The organism is Nonomuraea sp. NPDC049480 (assembly GCF_044465905.1).
In the GTDB taxonomy this organism is placed as follows: Bacteria; Actinomycetota; Actinomycetes; order Streptosporangiales; family Streptosporangiaceae; genus Nonomuraea.
Window position 1 is genome coordinate 152,524 of record NZ_JBITMD010000011.1, and the last position, 16,767, is coordinate 169,290.

The following is a 16,767-nucleotide window of genomic DNA, read 5'->3' on the forward strand; positions in this document are numbered from 1 at the left end:
CGCCTACGAGGTGCCCGAGAGGCGTTCGACGCCTCGGAGCAGGGCCGAGTGGTCGAGGCCGCCGTCGCCGTTCGCGTTCGCCGCCGCCACGAGCTGGGCCACCAGCGCCCCCATAGGCAGCACGACGCCGGCCTCGCGGGCCGCGGACGTCACGATGCCCATGTCCTTGTGGTGCAGGGCGATGCGGAAGCCGGGCTCGAAGGAGCGGCCGAGCATGTTCGCGCGCTTCTGCGTCAGCACGGCGGAGCCGGCCAGCCCGCCGCCCAGCACCTCCAGCGCCGCCTCCAGGTCCACGCCGTACGCCCGCAGGAACACCACAGCCTCGGCGAGCGCCTCCAGGTTGGCCGCCACGACGAGCTGGTTGGCGGCCTTGACCGTCTGGCCCGCGCCGCTCGGTCCCACGTGCACGACCGTCTTGCCCACCACGTCGAAGATCGGCTTGGCGGCCTCGAAGGCGTCGCCGTCGCCGCCCACCATGATCGACAGGGCGGCGTTGCGGGCGCCGGCCTCACCACCGGATACAGGCGCGTCGAGGTAGCGCAGGCCGCGGCGGCCGGCCTCCTCCGCCAGTTCGCGGGTGACGTCGGGGCGGATCGTGGAGAAGTCGATGATCAGCGTGCCGGGGCCGGCGTGGGCGAAGACGCCGCCGTCGCCGGACAGCACGTGCCGCACGTCGGGAGAGTCGGGGACCATGAGGGCCACGACCTCGGCGCCGGTCACGGCGTCGGCGATCGAGGCGGCCACCCGGCCGCCGGCCTCGGCCAGGGCCTTGGTCTTCTCGGGCGAACGGTTGAAGCCGGCCACGCTGTGCCCGGCCTTGACCAGGTGCACGGCCATGGGGCTGCCCATGATGCCGAGGCCGATGAAGGCGATCGTGGTCACAGTGATCCTCCCGCGCGTTCCTCGCGTGGTAGCCAGTCGAAGGCGCCGGGGCCCTCGGAGCGGTATTCAAGCCCGATATATCCGTCATATCCGGCGGCGTACAGCCGGTCGATCCACGGCCGGATCGGCAGCTCGCCCGTCCCGGGCGCACCCCTGCCCGGGGCGTCGGCGATCTGCACGTGGGCGACGCGCGCGGCGTGCCGGTCGATGGCCGCGGGTACGTCGTCGCCGTTGGTCGCCAGGTGGTAGAGGTCGGCCAGCAGCCCCACGTTCGGCACGTCGCCGAGCCGGTCGAGCACGGCCACGGCGTCGGCGGCGGTCAGCAGCGGGTAACGTGGCGCGCCGCTGACCGGCTCCAGCAGCACGGTGCCGTCGACGCCGCGCGCGCAGGCGGCCAGCATCTCCAGGGCCAGCTCGTCCTGCTCCGTCGCCTCGACGCCGTCGACGCGGTTGCCGTACAGGGCGTTGAACGCCCGGCAGCCGAGCCGCTGCCCGATGGCCGCCACCACGGGGATGTTGTCCAGCAGCTCACGCGAGCGCCCCGGCCACGACACCAGACCGCGGTCGCCGCCCGGCATGTCGCCGGCGAAGAAATTGAGCCCGGTCAGCCGGACCCCGGCGGACTCGACGGCGCGTACGAACGCGTCCACGTCCCGGTCGGCGGGGATCGCGACCGGCCACGGCCACCAGAACTCCACCGCCGCGAACCCGTCGGCCGCCGCCGCGGCCGGGCGTTCCAGCAGGGGCAGGTCCGTGTAGAGGATCGAGCAGTTGACGGTCCACCTGATCACGCGCGGATTCCCCCCGACTCCGGCCGCTCCCGGCGCAGCGGCTGGGAGAGCCGTGAGGGCTCCTCCCAGATCGCCAAACATCCTATCGAGGCCGTCCTGCCGAAGGACGGGACAGGGCACTATGCCGCCCCGGCGAGTCGAGCGACGGGACGGAGGCGACACGCCGTCCAGGGAAGCGGCTTCGTGAAGCGGGAACGACACTATGATGCTGGAAAATAAAGCGGCTCCGGTGCGCGGATGCTGCTGGGCAAAGCGTTGCGGAGGTGTGCGCATGCTGGTGTCGCGGTGGGCCCAGGAGACGTTCGGACAGCGTGCGCCGGTGATCAGACAGGGGATCGCCGAGGCGCTGTCGGTCGCCCTGGACAACGCCCGCGACGCCCAGACGGCGGCGCAGACCGACCACACGCACCCGTTCGGGTTCACGCTCATGTCGCGCAAGTTCGAGGCGCTGGCCGAGACGTTCGAGGACATGGGGGACGTGCGGATCGTCAAGCCGGCCGGGTCGCCGCACGAGCTGGTGGTGCTGGACGGCAAGCTGCTGTTCCCGTTCCGCTACGCCAGGGACCGCTCCGTGAGCGTGATGAGCGCGCGCATCGGCGAGGGCCGCCCGTCGGCGCTGGTGCAGGCCCTGTTCAACCGGTTCGGGCCCGAGCCCGTCATGCGGCAGCTCGCGCTGCACGACGTGGCGCCGCACGCGGTGCCGGTGGCCGAGGCGCTGAGCGATCTGCCCGGCGACACCAGCCTGGTGCTGATCGCGTACGCCTGCAACGCCCACGCCGGGCTGCTCGACGCCTGGTGGGGCGAGGCCGAGCTGCTGGACCGCACCGGCAGCCTGCGCTGGCACCACTGCGAGGAGATCCCGCTGGCCGCGCCGGCCGGCTCCGAGCAGACGTCGCTGCCCGCGGCCGCGTTCGACCAGGGCGCCATGCCCACGCCGGCGCTCAATCCGCGCACGCGGGCCATGCACGATATCAGGGCAGAAGCCGCGAGCGGTGAGTAAGTTCCGAGCAGGTCCGCCGACTCCGCAGGCGGTCGCCGACGCGTTCGACGCCACCCGTCTCACCCAGGCCCGCCACCTGGCCGCGCTGACGAAGAAGGAGGTGGCCGAGCACCTCGGCGTCTCCCCCGCCGCGGTCGGCCAGTACGAGGCGGGGGTCACCCGGCCGCGCCCGGATCTGGTGCCGCGGCTGGCCGACGTGCTCGAGGTGCCCATGGCGTTCTTCCTGCCGGGGCGGCCTCATGGCAAGCTCGACGGCTCCATGGCGCATTTCCGCAGTCTGCGCTCCACCCGCGCCTACCAGCGCGCCAAGGCCGTGGCGTTCGTCGAGCAGGTGTGGGAGCTGACCTACGCCCTGGAGCGGCGGGTCCAGCTGCCCGCCGTGGACCTGCCGGGGTTCGCGGGCGGCGAGATGCACTCCGCGCTGCCCCGCGACCCGGCCGGCGCCGCCCGGGCGCTGCGCGCCCACTGGGGACTGGGCACCGGCCCGATCAGTCACCTCGTACGCCGCATGGAGGCGCACGGCATCGTCGTGGCCTTCCCGAGGCACGACCCCGACGCGGTCACCGTCGACGCCTTCTCCACCTCCAGCCTGCCGCGGCCCATCGTCGTGCTGACCCCCAACAGATTCGACGACATCTACCGCCACCGCTTCACCGCCGCGCACGAGCTGGGCCACCTCGTCCTCCATGGCGACACCGCCGCGGGCGACACCCATCAGGAGCGCGAGGCCGACGCGTTCGCCGCCGAGTTCCTGACGCCGCGCGACAGCATCCTGCCCCAGCTGCCGCTCCGCGCCGACCTGCGCAGGCTCGCCGAGCTGCGGCGGACCTGGGGCGTGTCGGTCGACTCCCTGCTCTACCGGTGCCGCGAGACGGGGCTGATCTCCGACTCGGCGGCGAGCCGCGCCTACCAGCGCCTGGCCGCGCTGCGCGACCAGCCGGGCTTCACCAACGAGCCCGTCTCCGGCTATCCGGGTGAGCAGCCCGTCCTGCTGGCCCACGCCTTCGACCTGGCCACCCGGGAGGCCGATCTGACCGCCGCCACCCTGGCCAGGGAGCTGGCCTGGCCCATCGACCGGGTACGCGAGCTCATCGGCCTGCCCGACCAACGCCCCTCGCTCAAGCTCGTCCCGTAGGGCACACCTGTCCGATGGGGCGTGCCCGCGCACCCGGCACGGGCTCCCCCCGCGCGAGCCGCGCGACCGTGCCAGGTCTAGCCATCCCGGTGAGGGGTGTACGCCTGGGCGAGCCTGCCCAGCGCGAGTGCCCCGATCATGAGGCCGAAGTCGCGCAGCGCGATGTCGTAGAACCCGGACAGCGTCAGCAGGTTGACGATGATGCCGGCGAGCCAGAGGGCGACGACGTACGCCCCGATCCGGGGCGCGAACGCGACCAGCAGGCCCGCCAGGATCTCGATCACCCCGACGATCCGCATGGCCATCGCGGCGTCGCCGGGGACGAGGTTGTCGATCCACGGCGCCAGATAGGCCGTCCACTCGGTCAGGATGTTGGTGAACTTGTCGAGCCCGAACAGGATCGGCGCGACCGTGAACCCAGTGCGAAGCAGGGCGAACGCCTGATAGGAGGGATTCTTCAGGCGAGTGGATAGATCGGTTCTCATGGGTCTACTCCTAACGGATGTTATTTTGTACGTTAGAGAGTCAATCCTTGTAACGTCAATGGCTTTCTCCGTTAGAAAGGCTGACTGGTGCGCGGAGTCGAGCAGAACATCACGGGCATCGGCGCCCTCGCCGATCCCGTACGCCGGGAGCTGTACCTGTTCGTGTGCGCGCAGCCCGGCCCCGTGAGCCGCGACCAGGCCGCCGCCGCGGTCGGGATCGCCCACCACAAGGCCAAGTTCCACCTCGACCGGCTGGAGTCAGAGGGGCTGCTCGAGGCCGTCTACGCCCGGCTCACCGGTCGCACCGGGCCGGGCGCGGGCCGCAGCTCGAAGCTGTACCGCCGCGCGGCCCGCGAGTTCGCCGTGTCCCTGCCCACCCGCGAATACCTGCTCGCCGGGCGGCTCATGGCCGACGCCATCGCCGAGTCGGCCAGGACCGGCGCGCCCGTCATGGAGGTGCTGCACCGGGTGGCCGCCGCGCACGGCGCCTCGATGGGCGGCGCGGCGCTGGCCGCCGAGGGCCGCCCGGCCACCCCGCAGGCGGCCCTGGACCTCGCGGCCGCGGCGCTGGCCGAGCACGGGTACGAGCCGCGGCACGAGGGCGCGCGCACCATCATGGCCAACTGCCCCTTCCACGCCCTCGCCGAGGCGCAGCGGGAGCTGGTCTGCCACATGAACCACGCCCTGATCACGGGCCTGGTGGAGCGTCTCGCGCCGCCCAAGGTGGCCGCCAGGCTCGAACCCGGCGACAACCGCTGCTGCGTGAGCCTCGCCCTGGAGGGCTAGGTGGCCAGCCGCCCCCGGTAGACGGCCCTGGCCCGCTCGTACAACTCCAGGTGGTCGCCCAGCTGCTCCTCGATCTCGAACGTGCCGAACTCGCGCAGCAGTACCTCCAGCCGGTCCAGCCAGGCCAGGCACCACCGCACGTCGGCCTCCCTGGCCACCTGCGAACCCGCGACGTCCAGGTACACCGGGCTGGTGTGCGCGTAGGCGCCGCTGCGGTGGAAGGCGCGCGGGTGCGGCCCGCCCGAGGCCACGGCCACCACGTACGTCGGCTCGCTCACCACCAGCGACGTGACCAGCCGCCCGGGCGGCCCCTGCGCCAGCACGCCCGCCGCGGTGCGGATCTCCAGGCGCTCGACCTCGGGCCCGATCGAGGACACCGCGATCTCCACCCGCTGCCCGGGGGCCAGCTCCAGCGTGTCGCCGGGCCCGTGCCCGTTCACGGTGAACTCCAGCCACGGCCCCGTGGTGGCGAACGTGCGGCCGAGCATGATCGCCTCGGCGTAGGACTCGGCGGTGAGCGGGCCGCCGACGTGCGCGTACACCCGTTCCCAGCCCGGCGGGCTCGACGCGGTGCCGCGGCGGCAGAAGGACAGCACGGCGTCGGTGCCCGCGGTGACCGCGAGCCGGTTGCCCGCGCCGATCAAGCGCCGGTAGACGGCGGCGGTGGCGGCGATCGAGGAGTGGTTGAGCACGTCCAGGGTGTCGATCAGGCCCAGCGCCGCGTCGGCGACGATCTCCCTGGCGGAGCAGTCGCGCGCCCGGTCGAGCACCACGTCGGGCGGATCGTCGTCGCCGAACGCCGTGTGGAACGGATGCCCGTACCCGGTGAGCCCGCCGAGCGCGCGCAGCTCCTCCAGGGCGGCCGTGTTGGGCGGCCAGTCCACAGAGCCGAGGAACCCCGTGTGGTAGCGCTCGGGCAGCCCGCGCAGGCCGAACGCGGTCACGTGCCCGACGAGGTCGCTGCGGTATTCGACGCCGAGCCTGGCCAGGTGCCGCTCGTCCGACCACGGCAGGTCCTCGCCCGCCCAGTGCGCCAGCGCCTCCACGTCGTAGACCCGCTCGCTCGCCACGTTGCCCGCCACCAGGTTGAGCACGTGCAGGTCCTCGCCGTGCTGCGCGGCCGCGGCCAGCGCGGGGGCGGCGGGCTCCTCGCCCATCCAGTTGAGGTGGACGTGCAGGTCGCCGCCGTACCAGCCGCGGGCGGCGGCGTCGTACAGCCGCTCGGGCGCCAGCTCGACCAGCGTCTCCGCGCCCGCCTCGGGAGTGACGACGATCTCGGACGATGTGTACTCCATGCCCCTGGCCACCGTCACCGTGACCGGCTCGGCGGGCACGGGCACCACGAGGTCGTCGCCGTGGAAGTACGGCCTGCGGAGGGAGTCCACCTTGGGCGGCGCGCCCTCGGGGTACCAGCCCTGGCCGTTCGCGCCCGTCACGCTCCACCGGCAGGGGAACCCGGCCCGCACCCTGATCGCCGCCGCGGCCGCCCGCCTGGCCAGCGGCGACAGGTCAACCGGCCGGCCGTCGACGGTGACCTCTCCCGCCGCCTCGACGATCTTGGCGCCGCGCGGCGGCACCTCGTACGCCGTGCCGTCCACGACCACCGTCACCGGCTCGTCCCTGCTGGAGTCCAGCAGCAGGGACGTGCGGAAGGGGCCGTCGCCCAGCAGCACCCGCGGGTCGGCCGCCACCGCGCAGCCCTCCGGGGTGAGGCGCAGCGCGGGCAGGTTGTCCACGACGTCGCCGGCGAGCGCGTCGCGCACCACCCGGTCGACGTCCACCTCGCCCAGGTGGTCCTCCAGCTCTTCTGCGGGCAGGTCCGGGTAGCGCTCGGCGACCTGGCGCAGGCCGGTCGTCCAGAAGTCGTACCGGCGGTCGAGGAAGACCGTGGCCCAGGCCTGGACGACGTACGTCAGGGGCGGCTCGCCCCAGCGGACCCCGTGGGCGTCGCGCAGGGAACGGTAGTCGGCCAGCGCGCGGGCGACCGGGCCGGGAAGCAGCGGATCGTCACACATCGGACACCCCCTGAGATGGACGCGCCGTCATCGTGACACGCGGGCCGCGGCCATGCGAGCGCCTTCTGCGGGTACGGGGATCGCATGACGCACATCATCGATCGCGAAGCCGTACAGGACCTGGTCGCCGCCCGGCAGGCCCAACTGGTCGAGGTGCTGCCGGAGGAGGAGTACGCGTGGGCGCACCTGCCCAGGGCCGTGAACCTGCCCCTCGCCGCCCTCGGCGACCCCTCGGCGCTGGACCCGGCGCGGCCGGTCGTCGTCTACTGCCACGACTGGCTGTGCGACCTGAGCCCGCGCGCCGCCCACCGGCTCGAACGCCTCGGCTTCGGCGACGTGCACGACTACGGGGCGGGCAAGATGGACTGGCTGGCGGCGGACCTCCCGTACGAGGGAGAGGCCCACCTGGTGTCGCAGAACGTCCGCCGCGATCCCGTGACCGCCGGTCTTGACGACCCGCTGGACGAGCTGACCGAGCGCATCCTCGGCGACCCGGCGGGACTCGCCGTGGTGGTCGACGAGGACGACGTGGTGCAGGGCGTCGTCGGGTCGCGCGAGCTCAAGGGCGCCGACATGAGCGGCACCGCCGAGCAGGCCATGCGCGTCGGGGTGACCACCGTACGCCCGAGCGAGCAGCTCGAACCGCTGATCCAGCGCATGGACCGTGCCAAGGTGGACCACGTCGTCGTCACGCACGCGGACGGCACGCTGGTGGGACTGTTCGGGCTCGGCGACGTCCGCCCGCAGGCGTCGGAGTCGGACCTGGGCTAGGACTGCCGGTCCAGGCGGAAGGCCGGCTGCCCCGGCGTGCCCGGCTGGGCGTCGAGCGCCTTGTCGTCCAGGATCGCCACCGTGTCCTCGGCGACGAAAACGCGTACGTCCCCCTTCTCGATGACCTGGTCGCCGGCCTGCGGCTGGCTGGCCAGGGCGAGTTCGAGCGCACCGGCCTCGCCGGCCTTCGCGGAGATGCGCAGGCCGGCGTCCGCGGGCACGTCCACGCCGGCCATCACGTCGCGGATCGCGGCGACGGCTTTGTCGGTCAATGTCAGCACAGGCGAGCTCCTTCCCCCTCAAGCAACCTCCGCCTCCCCACGAGCCCTGTGCCCAAACGCGGGCATGCGGACAGCTCCGCCGGGTAGGCGGACCGGCATGGGCAAGACCGACAAAGCCATCCTTGACGTGCTGCTCGACCGCTACGGCCGCACGTTCGCGGGCGAGGCCGGCATCAAGCTGTCCGACCAGCCGAAGCCGCTGTACCAGCTGCTCGTCCTGGCCACCCTGCTCAGCGCGCGGATCTCCGCCGACGTCGCGGTGTCGGCCGCCAAGGAGCTGTTCAAGGCCGGGTACGGGACGCCCAAGGGCATGCTGGAGGCGAGCTGGCAGGACCGGGTGGACGCGCTGGGCCGCGGCCACTACCGCCGCTACGACGAACGTACCGCCACCATGCTCGGCAACGGCGCCGAGCTGCTCACCGACCGCTGGAAGGGCGACCTGCGGCGGCTGCGCGACGAGGCGAAGGGCGAGGACCGCAGGATCGCCTCGTTGCTGATGGAGTTCCCGGGCATCGGGCCGACCGGCGCGGACATCTTCCTGCGCGAGGTCCAGGCCGTGTGGCCCCAGGTCGCGCCGCACCTGGACCAGCGGGTGCTGGACGGCGCGGGCAAGCTCGGCCTGCCGCGCCAGGCCCGCCCGCTCGCCGCGCTGGCCCACTCCAACGACGAACTGGCCCGTCTGTCGGCGGCCCTCGTACGGGTGTCGCGCAGCAAGAAGACCGTGGACGAGGTGAAGTCCGCCGCCCACTAGGGGCCTGTTAAGTTCGGACCATGGGTGAGTTTGTGAGCGTCGAGGTGGCCGACCAGATCGCCACGATCCGTCTTGACCGTCCGAAGATGAACGCGCTCAACGGCCAGGTCCAGCTGGAGATCGCCGAGGCGGCCACCATCGTGGACGCGGATCCGCAGGTGCAGGCGGTCATCGTCTACGGCGGCGAGAAGGTGTTCGCCGCGGGCGCGGACATCAAGGAGATGGCCGACATGTCCTACGCGGACATGTCCACTCATTCCCGCACACTCCAGGCGTGCTTCACGGCGGTCGCCCGGATCGGCAAGCCGGTCATCGCCGCCATCACCGGCTACGCCCTGGGGGGCGGCTGCGAGCTCGCCCTGTGCGCCGACTTCCGGGTCGCCGGCGAGTCGGCCAAGCTGGGACAGCCGGAGATCCTGCTGGGCATCATCCCGGGCGCCGGAGGCACCCAGCGTCTGCCCCGCCTGATCGGCCCGGCCCGCGCCAAGGACCTCATCTTCACCGGCCGCCACGTCCCCGCCGCCGAGGCGCTGCAGATGGGGCTGGTGGACCGGGTGGTGCCGGACGAGCAGGTCTACACGGCCGCCCTCGAATGGGCCGCCACGTTCGCCGGCGGTCCCACGGTCGCGCTGCGCGCCGCCAAGCAGGCCGTCGACCAGGGCCTGGAGGTGGATCTGGACACGGGGCTGGAGATCGAGCGCCTGCAGTTCTCCGGGCTCTTCGCCACGGACGACGCGAAGATCGGCATGCGCGCGTTCACCGAGAAGGCCAAGCCCAAGTTCACCGGCCAATAGGCCCGGCCACACGAACGGCTCGCCGGCGGTCCCGCCGAGTCGCCGTCCCGCGCCTGGTGGTTACGGAACACGGCTGGTTACGGAACACGGCTGGTTACGGAACACGGCTGGTTACGGAACACGGCTGGTTACGGAACACGGTGGTCAGGAACGGGCTCATACAAAGCCCGACCCATTCCGACAGCCCGTCTATTTGGTCATGACTTTGCCAGTATCGTGACAGTTCATGATGCGCGTCCCCATCCCTGCTCGGCTACGAAAGGCCGTGCGTACCTGGTTCGACTCCCGTTACATCTCCATCGCCGATCATCGTCAGGACATCAGGGACGCGCTCTGGGAGGTCCAGACGTTGCGGCGGGAGGTCACCACGCTCCAGGCCGAGGTGGAACGCCTCAGGAAAACCCGCCCGCCGGTCACGGCCGACCCGGTCACGGTCGACAAGGCGAAGATCGAGGACACGTACCGGCTGGCCCAGGAGACGGCGAAGGCCCTGGACGGCGTGCTGCAGAACGAGGTCCTCGTCTGGCAGGCCATCGACGACCTGCGGGCGCGCCACGTCACCGCCGCGGATCCCGAACAGGGGGAGCGGCCGTGCGCGTGACGTGGACCGGCGGGGAGCTGACCTTCCGGCTCGACCCCGAGGACGAGATCACCGGAAAGGCGTCGGACGAGCACCCCGTCAAGCTGGCCACCAACTCCTGCTCGATCGGCGGGGTCCCGGACGACGCCCACCCGGACCTGTTCGCCGTCGCCGCCTGGACGGTCGTCGCGCCGTGGACCCGCGGCCGCGTCTCCTTCGACCGGGCCGTCTCCGCCGAGGTCGCCGCGGCGCTCCACGACGGCTGGGGCGTCGAGGCCGGTCCCGTGGGAGCGGAGGCGCGGCAGGCCGGGCGTACGCTCGCGATCTCGTACAGCGGCGGCGCCGACTCCGTGGCCGCGGCCACGATCTACCCCGAAGCGCCCTTCCTGCACTTCCAGCGGGTGCCGCACCGCCGCATCCCCAACCGGTGGCCGCACTATCGGTCCGACGTGCTGGCCAAGCTGGCCGCGACGACCGGGCGGCAGGTGACCACCGTCACGTCCGATCTCGAGTACACGCTCGCCGAGCCCCGCCCCGGCTACCCGGAGCACCACGCGGTGGCCGCAGGTGCGCTGCTCCTGGCCGACCGGCTGGACCTCGGAGGGCTGGGCTTCGGCTACGAGCTCGGCTCGCGCTGGCTGGGCGGCGGCCGCTACCTGCACCGGTACACCGCGGACAACCCCATGTGGGCGCCGCACGGCAAGTGGGGGAGGCTGTTCGCCGCGGTGGGCGTGCACCTCGTGCTGCCCGTCGGCGGCGTCAGCGAGGCGATCACCATGCGCGTGGCCCTGGACTCCGAGCTCAGAGGCCACGTCCGCTGGTGCCTGCGCGGGACGGACGGGCCCTGCCGGACGTGCGGGAAGTGCCTGTACAAGGAGCTCATCCAGGCCGCCGTCGAGCGCCGCCCCCTCGACACCCCCATCACCGCCGACCGCCCGATCGCCCGCAAGTGGCTCAGGAAGCCGCCGTACGGGGGACAGGAGATGATCGAGTACGGGCTGGCGCGCGTACCGGGCATCGAGAAGACGCTCTTCGCTCCGGCACTGGACTACTTCGAGGCCACCGAGGAGTCCACGAGCTGGCTCGATCATTGTTACCCGCCGGCGATCGACGAGATCCCGGCGCCGTGGCGGGACCAGGCGGCCGCGTTCATGACGGCCGAGGTCGGGTTCATGACCGAGGCCGAGGCCCGCCGGGTGGAGACATGGGGGTCCTGACCCCGGGGTGCGAGCCAGCTGAGGAGTTGGGTGCGTGAAGGTTTATCTGTCGGTGGACATGGAGGGCGTGACGGGGCTCACCGACCCCGAGGAGATGCACGCGGGCAAGCGCGGTTACGAGCGTGGGTGCGAGCTGATGACCGCCGACGCCAACGCCGCCGTCGAAGGGGCGTTCGCCGCTGGGGCGACCGGCGTGCTGGTCAACGACGCCCACGGCTCCACCAAGAACCTCAGGATCGACCTGCTGGACCCGCGGGCCAGCCTCATCCGGGGCCCCGGCAAGGCGCAGCGGATGGCGCAGGGGCTCGACGGGTCGTTCCAGGCCGCCTGTTTCGTCGGCTATCACGCCCGGGCCGGCGTGCAGGACGGCGTCCTCAACCACACCTGGATGGGCAAGGAGATCCAGAACGTCTACCTCAACGGCGAGCTGTGCGGCGAGACCCGGCTCGTCGCGGCGTGCGCCGGGTTCCACGGCGTGCCGGTGGTGCTGGTCACCGGGGACGAGGCCGTGGGGGAAGAGGCGCGTGAAGTGCTCGGCGATGTCGAGACGGTCGCGGTGAAGAGGGGGATCGACAAATTCTCGGCCGAGTTGCTGCCGCCGAGCGTCGCCCAGGCTCGCATCCGTGAGGCCACGGCTCGGGCCCTCAGCAGGTTGAGCGACTTCACGCCGTACCGGCTGGCGGCGCCGTACACGCTTGGGGTGGAGTGGAACTCCACCGCCATCGCCGCCGCCGTGGCGCTGGTCCCCGGCGTGAAGTCGGTCGGCGCCCGCCACATCGAGTTCACCACCGACGACTTCACCCAGATCATGGCGCTGTTCGGCATCTTCGCCACGATCGGCGGCCAGGTCGCCTGCGGCAGCGGCCCTTATGGCTGACGGCGTGAGCCGGTTCGTGTCACGTCGCGGGCGAGCGCGCATGCGCCCGATATCAGGCGGTCGGGCGGTGGATCGGTGTGGATCTGTGGGATCGGGTGTAGGGAGCGGGTGACGTGGAAAGGGCGGTGCTGACCCGGCGGGGGTTGCTCGTCGGGATCGGGGCGGTGGGTGGCGCGGGCGCCATGTACGCCGCCATGGGCGCCCTGGGCCTGGCGCCGTCCGAGCAGGACAAGCAGTTCGCGGCCCCCAGGCCCGGCGACTTCAGCCTGCGCGGGAAGGCGGCCGCCAAGGTGGTGATCCTGGGCGCGGGCGTCGCGGGCCTGACCGCCGCGTACGAACTGGGCAAGGCGGGCTACGACTGCACCCTCCTGGAGGCCAGGGAGAAGGCGGGCGGCAGGAACCTGACGTTGCGCGGCGGCGACCGGCTCCCCGAGCTGAACGGCCCCACCCAGGAGGCGAAGTTCGGCGAGGGCGCCTACTTCAACGCGGGCCCGGGCCGGATCGCCCCGTGGATGGTGACCCTGGACTACTGCCGCGAGCTGGGCGTCCCCATCGAGACGTTCGTCAACCACAACGCCTCCGCCTACATCCACACCAACGGCCGGACGGTACGGGCCCGGACGGCGAGAGCCGACATGTACGGCTACGTAGCCGAACTCCTGGCCAAGGCCACGAACATCGGCGCCCTCGACAAGAGCATCACCAAGGACGACCAGGACCGCCTCCTCGAGTTCCTCAGGAGGTTCGGCGACCTGGGCCCCAAACTGGAGTACGAAGGCTCCTTCCGCCGCGGTTTCGTGAAATATCCGGCAATAGATACCGGCACCCCCATCGACCCCCCGGCCTCCCTCCGCCAGGTCCTCGCCGCCGGCACCGGCCGAGCGATCGTCAACGACTTCGGCTACGACATGGCCACCCCCATGTTCCAGCCGGTCGGCGGCATGGACACGATCGTCGCCAAACTCACCGAGGCCGTCGGCCGGGACCGCATCAGGACGGGCACCAAGGTCACCAAGATCACCACGCTGGACGACGGCGTCGAGGTCGCCTGGGACGGTGGCGGCGTCAAGGCCGACTACTGCGTCGCCACCCTTCCGCCCCACCTCCTCGCCAAGATCCCGCACAACCTCGGCGCCGAGGTCACCGCCGCCCTCCAGACCCCGGTCCCGATCGCCGCCGGCAAGATCGGCCTGGAGTACGGCAAGCGCTGGTGGGAGCTGGACGACCGCATCTACGGCGGCGTGACCGAGACGGACCTGGACATCACCCACATCTGGTATCCGTCCCACGACTACCACGCCGAACGCGGCGTCATCGTCGGCTACTACAACACCGAGCGCGACGCCGAGCTGTACGGCGCCCTCACCCCCGAGGACAGGAGAAGCCGCGCCCTCACCCAGGGCAAGAAGATCCACGGCGAGAAGTACCGCCAGAGCCTCCTGTCCAGCGTCTCCATCGCCTGGGAGCGCCAGCCGCACATCCAAGGAGGGTGGGTACGCTGGCCCGCCTTTGATTCGTCCTTCACTCTTCTGCAACGCCCCGCCGGAAGGGTGTACTTCGCGGGCGACTGGCTCACCCACCTGATCGCTTGGCAGGCCGGGGCCATGGAGTCCGCCCGCGGCGCCGTCACCCGGCTGCATCAGCGCGTGTTGCAGTCTCCGTGACGTCGCTCGCCGCTCCCGGGACCACCATAGGGTTTGGGGGAAAGGCGATCGAGGAGATGGGATGACGTTGCACTGGGTCCCCGCGACCGAACGCACCGACCTGCTGGCCGATCCTGTGGCGCTCGCCCTGGCGAGCGCGGAGGGCGTCGAGGTGGCCGAGATCGACCCCGATCTCGCCGACACCGCGGCGTTCTGCGAGCGGTACGGCGTACGGCTCGACGAGTCGGCCAACTGCGTGGTCGTGGCGGCCAAACGGGGCGGCGAGACGCGTTACGCCGCCTGCATGGTGCTCGCGACGATGCGAGTCGACGTGAACGGCGTGGTACGCAGGCATCTCGACGCCCGGAAGGCGAGCTTCGCGCCGATGGCCGAGGCGGTGGAGCTGACCGGGATGGAATACGGCGGCATCACGCCGCTCGGCCTGCCGGACGAGTGGCCGATCCTGGTCGACACGCACGTCGCCGAGCACCCGAGGGTGGTGATCGGAAGCGGCGTACGCAGGTCGAAACTCGCCGTCTCCGGTGCCGCGCTGGCCGGACTGAAGCGCGCCGAAGTCCTGGCTCTAGCAAACTGAGGCCGATTCGAGACCGTTGATTGGGAAACCGATGGGGCCATCTTGGACGTTGTACGAGTGGGAATGTGGCCTCATGGTTCATCTCGTGGGCGGGGATTAAGCCGGTATGGTGCTTCATGCCATGAACGATGACCGACTAGGCCCTTACCGGCTGCTCAGGCGGCTCGGTGAAGGCGGGATGGGCGTTGTCCACCTCGCTGTCGACCCGCAGGGGCGGCAGGTGGCGGTCAAGGTCCTGCGCGGAGAGGTCGCCGGCGACGAGGTCGCCAGGCGGCGGCTTTCGCGCGAGGTCGAGACCATGCGCCGGGTCCGGAGCAAATACATCGCCGAGGTCGTCGACGCCGACGTAACCGGTCATCGTCCGTACATCGTCACTCGTTTCGTACCGGGTCGTCCGCTCGACGAGATCGTCAAGGACGACGGCCCCCTCGACCTGCCCGCGCTGGTCAGGCTCGCGCACGGGGTGGCGGCGGCGCTGGCCGCCGTGCACTCGGTGGGGGTCATCCACCGCGATCTCAAGCCGGGCAACGTCATGATCCTGGACGGCGAGCCCGTTCTGATCGACTTCGGCATCGCGCAGGCGGTCGACGCGACGCGGCTGACGCAGACCGGCATGTTCATCGGCACCCCCGGCTACCTGGCGCCCGAGATCATCGAGGGGCAGGAAGCGGGGCCGGAGGTCGACATCCACGCCTGGGCGGGCACGCTGCTGTTCGCGGCGACCGGCCAGCCGCCCTTCGGCAAGGGCACGCTGGAGATGGTCTTCTACAACATCACCGCGGGCAAGGCCGACGTCAGCGCCGCTCCGGCGACGTTGCAGCCGCTGCTCAAGGCGGCCTTCCAGCGCAACCCGGCCAAGCGTCCCAAGGCGCCCGAGCTGGCTGAGCAGACCGCCAGGCTGCTGCCCAAGCCGGCGCCGGGCAGCGTGCCCGACGAGATCTCCACCATGCCGCGATCGGACGCCCAGGCACCGAGCCGGCCGCCGCCGCTCGTGACGGACAAGCCGTCGTACGACATCTCGACGCCTCCGGTGACGCCCAGGCGGTTCCTCGAAGGCCAGGAGCCCCAGCCCGCCGTGCCGCCGCAGCAGGAGCAGCCGTACGTCTCGCTGCTGCCCAACCAGGGCGACCCGTGGCCGACCCGCAGGGTGACGCCCGAGGAGATGCGGCAGATCCAGCGCGAGGGCGCGGCGGTCCCGCCCAGCCAGCCGTGGCCGCACCAGCAGGCCAACGCCCGCCCGGCCCCGCCGGGTGAGACCGACGTGCCGACCAGGCGCGTACGCCCCGACTCGCCGGACTACGGCAGGCTCTCGAGCCCCGACGTGGGACGACCGGTCCCGAGCATGCCCGGCCCCGGCCCCGGGCCCGGCCACGCTCCCGGTCCCGTCCACGGCTCGGACTACGGCAGGGTGGGCCGCGGCCCCGACATGCCCGACTACGGCAGGCCGAGCCCGACCCCGGTCCAGCCGCCGCCGTACATCCCGGCGCAGCCCCAATACCAGCCGGACCCGATGACCAAGCGGGAGCCGTACATCCCGGCCTCGGCTCCTGGCAAGGTGCTGCAGCGTTCCAGGGCGTACGGAGTGGCGAGCACGATGCTGCTCGTCATCATCACCGTGGCGACCGTGCTGGCGCCGGTGATCGTGGCGGTCGTGGCGATCCCGTTCGCGGTGCTGCTGCGCGCGGCCGACCTGGCGCAGCCCCAGCTGTCGGGCCGCCGGGCCGTGGGGGCCGCGGCGCTCGACGTGATCAGGGTGTTCGCCTATCCGGCGGCTCTGGCCAAGTCCGTGGGCATCACGCTGGCCCTGGCGCTCTACGCGCTCATCCTGGGGCTCCCGGTGACGTTGCTGCTCACCGTGGTGGCAGGAACGGACGCGTATTACGCGCTGGCCTGGGGTGCCGCGGTCGCGCTGTGGACCGTATGCGCAGGTCCCGGAGTGGAGGGTCCTGGCAAACAGATGCGCAGAACGCTCTCATCGCTCGTACCCTCGAGAACAGCGGCGATGGTTTTGGCGGGAGTCCTCGCGGCGGGGGCCGCGCTCTCGCTCATCCCCGCGTACAACACGTTCGTGGACGAGCCGAAGGGGGAGGCCGTATGGACTCCGCTGAACGTCGATCCAGTGGTCAAGCAGCTCAAAGGTCTGAGGGGGAACACCGGCGGATGA

General features: G+C 71.7%; 17 protein-coding genes. 12 read left to right on the forward strand and 5 right to left on the reverse strand.

Annotated elements, in window-relative coordinates:
* Positions 1-3: 3 nt before the first annotated feature.
* Both ACIBX3_RS30215 and ACIBX3_RS30220 read right to left on the reverse strand, forming a co-directional pair.
* The gene (locus ACIBX3_RS30215; protein ID WP_397123144.1) at positions 4-888 is read right to left on the reverse strand and encodes a 2-hydroxy-3-oxopropionate reductase; all 885 of its coding nucleotides are present in this window, start codon (positions 886-888) and stop codon (positions 4-6) included.
* Positions 879-1,673, reverse strand: a complete 795-nt coding sequence (locus tag ACIBX3_RS30220; RefSeq protein ID WP_397122819.1) for a hydroxypyruvate isomerase family protein — start codon at positions 1,671-1,673, stop codon at positions 879-881. The genes ACIBX3_RS30215 and ACIBX3_RS30220 overlap by 10 nt, the downstream gene beginning before the upstream one ends.
* Positions 1,674-1,944: 271 nt before the next feature.
* Here ACIBX3_RS30220 and ACIBX3_RS30225 point away from each other — a divergent pair, with 271 nt between their 5' ends.
* Positions 1,945-2,673 carry a hypothetical protein gene (locus ACIBX3_RS30225; RefSeq protein WP_397122821.1) on the forward strand — a complete coding sequence of 243 codons (729 nt, stop codon included), beginning with the start codon at positions 1,945-1,947 and terminating at the stop codon, positions 2,671-2,673.
* Positions 2,666-3,808 carry an ImmA/IrrE family metallo-endopeptidase gene (locus tag ACIBX3_RS30230; protein ID WP_397122823.1) on the forward strand — a complete coding sequence of 381 codons (1,143 nt, stop codon included), beginning with the start codon at positions 2,666-2,668 and terminating at the stop codon, positions 3,806-3,808. Before ACIBX3_RS30225 ends, ACIBX3_RS30230 begins: the two co-directional genes overlap by 8 nt.
* A 77-nt stretch (positions 3,809-3,885) precedes the next feature.
* Here ACIBX3_RS30230 and ACIBX3_RS30235 read toward each other — a convergent pair whose 3' ends face one another.
* Positions 3,886-4,293 carry a hypothetical protein gene (locus tag ACIBX3_RS30235; RefSeq protein ID WP_397122825.1) on the reverse strand — a complete coding sequence of 136 codons (408 nt, stop codon included), beginning with the start codon at positions 4,291-4,293 and terminating at the stop codon, positions 3,886-3,888.
* Positions 4,294-4,380: 87 nt separating this feature from the next.
* On the opposite strand from ACIBX3_RS30235, the gene ACIBX3_RS30240 reads away from it, so the two are divergent.
* Positions 4,381-5,079: a helix-turn-helix transcriptional regulator gene (locus ACIBX3_RS30240; protein ID WP_397122827.1), complete on the forward strand. Its 699-nt coding sequence runs from the start codon at positions 4,381-4,383 to the stop codon at positions 5,077-5,079.
* Here the strand turns inward: ACIBX3_RS30240 and ACIBX3_RS30245 are convergent.
* On the reverse strand, positions 5,076-7,094 hold the full coding sequence (locus tag ACIBX3_RS30245) for a CehA/McbA family metallohydrolase (protein WP_397122829.1): 2,019 nt from the start codon (positions 7,092-7,094) through the stop codon (positions 5,076-5,078). The genes ACIBX3_RS30240 and ACIBX3_RS30245 overlap by 4 nt on opposite strands.
* 84 nt (positions 7,095-7,178) lie before the next feature.
* On the opposite strand from ACIBX3_RS30245, the gene ACIBX3_RS30250 reads away from it, so the two are divergent.
* Positions 7,179-7,865: a CBS domain-containing protein gene (locus tag ACIBX3_RS30250; RefSeq protein ID WP_397122831.1), complete on the forward strand. Its 687-nt coding sequence runs from the start codon at positions 7,179-7,181 to the stop codon at positions 7,863-7,865.
* On the opposite strand, the gene ACIBX3_RS30255 is transcribed toward ACIBX3_RS30250, so the two are convergent.
* Positions 7,862-8,146, reverse strand: a complete 285-nt coding sequence (locus ACIBX3_RS30255) for a HesB/IscA family protein (protein WP_397122833.1) — start codon at positions 8,144-8,146, stop codon at positions 7,862-7,864. The two genes, ACIBX3_RS30250 and ACIBX3_RS30255, sit on opposite strands and share 4 nt — an antisense overlap.
* Before the next feature lie 97 nt (positions 8,147-8,243).
* On the opposite strand from ACIBX3_RS30255, the gene ACIBX3_RS30260 reads away from it, so the two are divergent.
* The 8 genes from ACIBX3_RS30260 to ACIBX3_RS30295 all read left to right on the forward strand — a co-directional run bounded on the left by ACIBX3_RS30260 (position 8,244) and on the right by ACIBX3_RS30295 (position 16,767).
* Complete coding sequence (locus ACIBX3_RS30260; protein WP_397122835.1) at positions 8,244-8,897, forward strand: endonuclease; 654 nt, start codon at positions 8,244-8,246, stop codon at positions 8,895-8,897.
* A gap of 20 nt (positions 8,898-8,917) precedes the next feature.
* The gene (locus ACIBX3_RS30265; protein ID WP_397122837.1) at positions 8,918-9,691 is read left to right on the forward strand and encodes an enoyl-CoA hydratase/isomerase family protein; all 774 of its coding nucleotides are present in this window, start codon (positions 8,918-8,920) and stop codon (positions 9,689-9,691) included.
* Between the two features lie 226 nt (positions 9,692-9,917).
* Entirely contained in the window at positions 9,918-10,292 is a 375-nt protein-coding gene (locus ACIBX3_RS30270; protein ID WP_397122839.1) for a hypothetical protein, read from the forward strand.
* Positions 10,283-11,488, forward strand: coding sequence for a DUF6395 domain-containing protein (locus ACIBX3_RS30275; protein ID WP_397122841.1), 1,206 nt, complete (start codon positions 10,283-10,285; stop codon positions 11,486-11,488). The genes ACIBX3_RS30270 and ACIBX3_RS30275 overlap by 10 nt, the downstream gene beginning before the upstream one ends.
* A 34-nt stretch (positions 11,489-11,522) precedes the next feature.
* Positions 11,523-12,365: a M55 family metallopeptidase gene (locus ACIBX3_RS30280; protein ID WP_397122843.1), complete on the forward strand. Its 843-nt coding sequence runs from the start codon at positions 11,523-11,525 to the stop codon at positions 12,363-12,365.
* Between the two features lie 113 nt (positions 12,366-12,478).
* Positions 12,479-14,029: a flavin monoamine oxidase family protein gene (locus tag ACIBX3_RS30285; RefSeq protein ID WP_397122845.1), complete on the forward strand. Its 1,551-nt coding sequence runs from the start codon at positions 12,479-12,481 to the stop codon at positions 14,027-14,029.
* 61 nt (positions 14,030-14,090) lie between these two features.
* Positions 14,091-14,603 carry a YbaK/EbsC family protein gene (locus tag ACIBX3_RS30290; RefSeq protein ID WP_397122847.1) on the forward strand — a complete coding sequence of 171 codons (513 nt, stop codon included), beginning with the start codon at positions 14,091-14,093 and terminating at the stop codon, positions 14,601-14,603.
* 121 nt (positions 14,604-14,724) lie between these two features.
* Entirely contained in the window at positions 14,725-16,767 is a 2,043-nt protein-coding gene (locus tag ACIBX3_RS30295) for a protein kinase (RefSeq protein ID WP_397122849.1), read from the forward strand.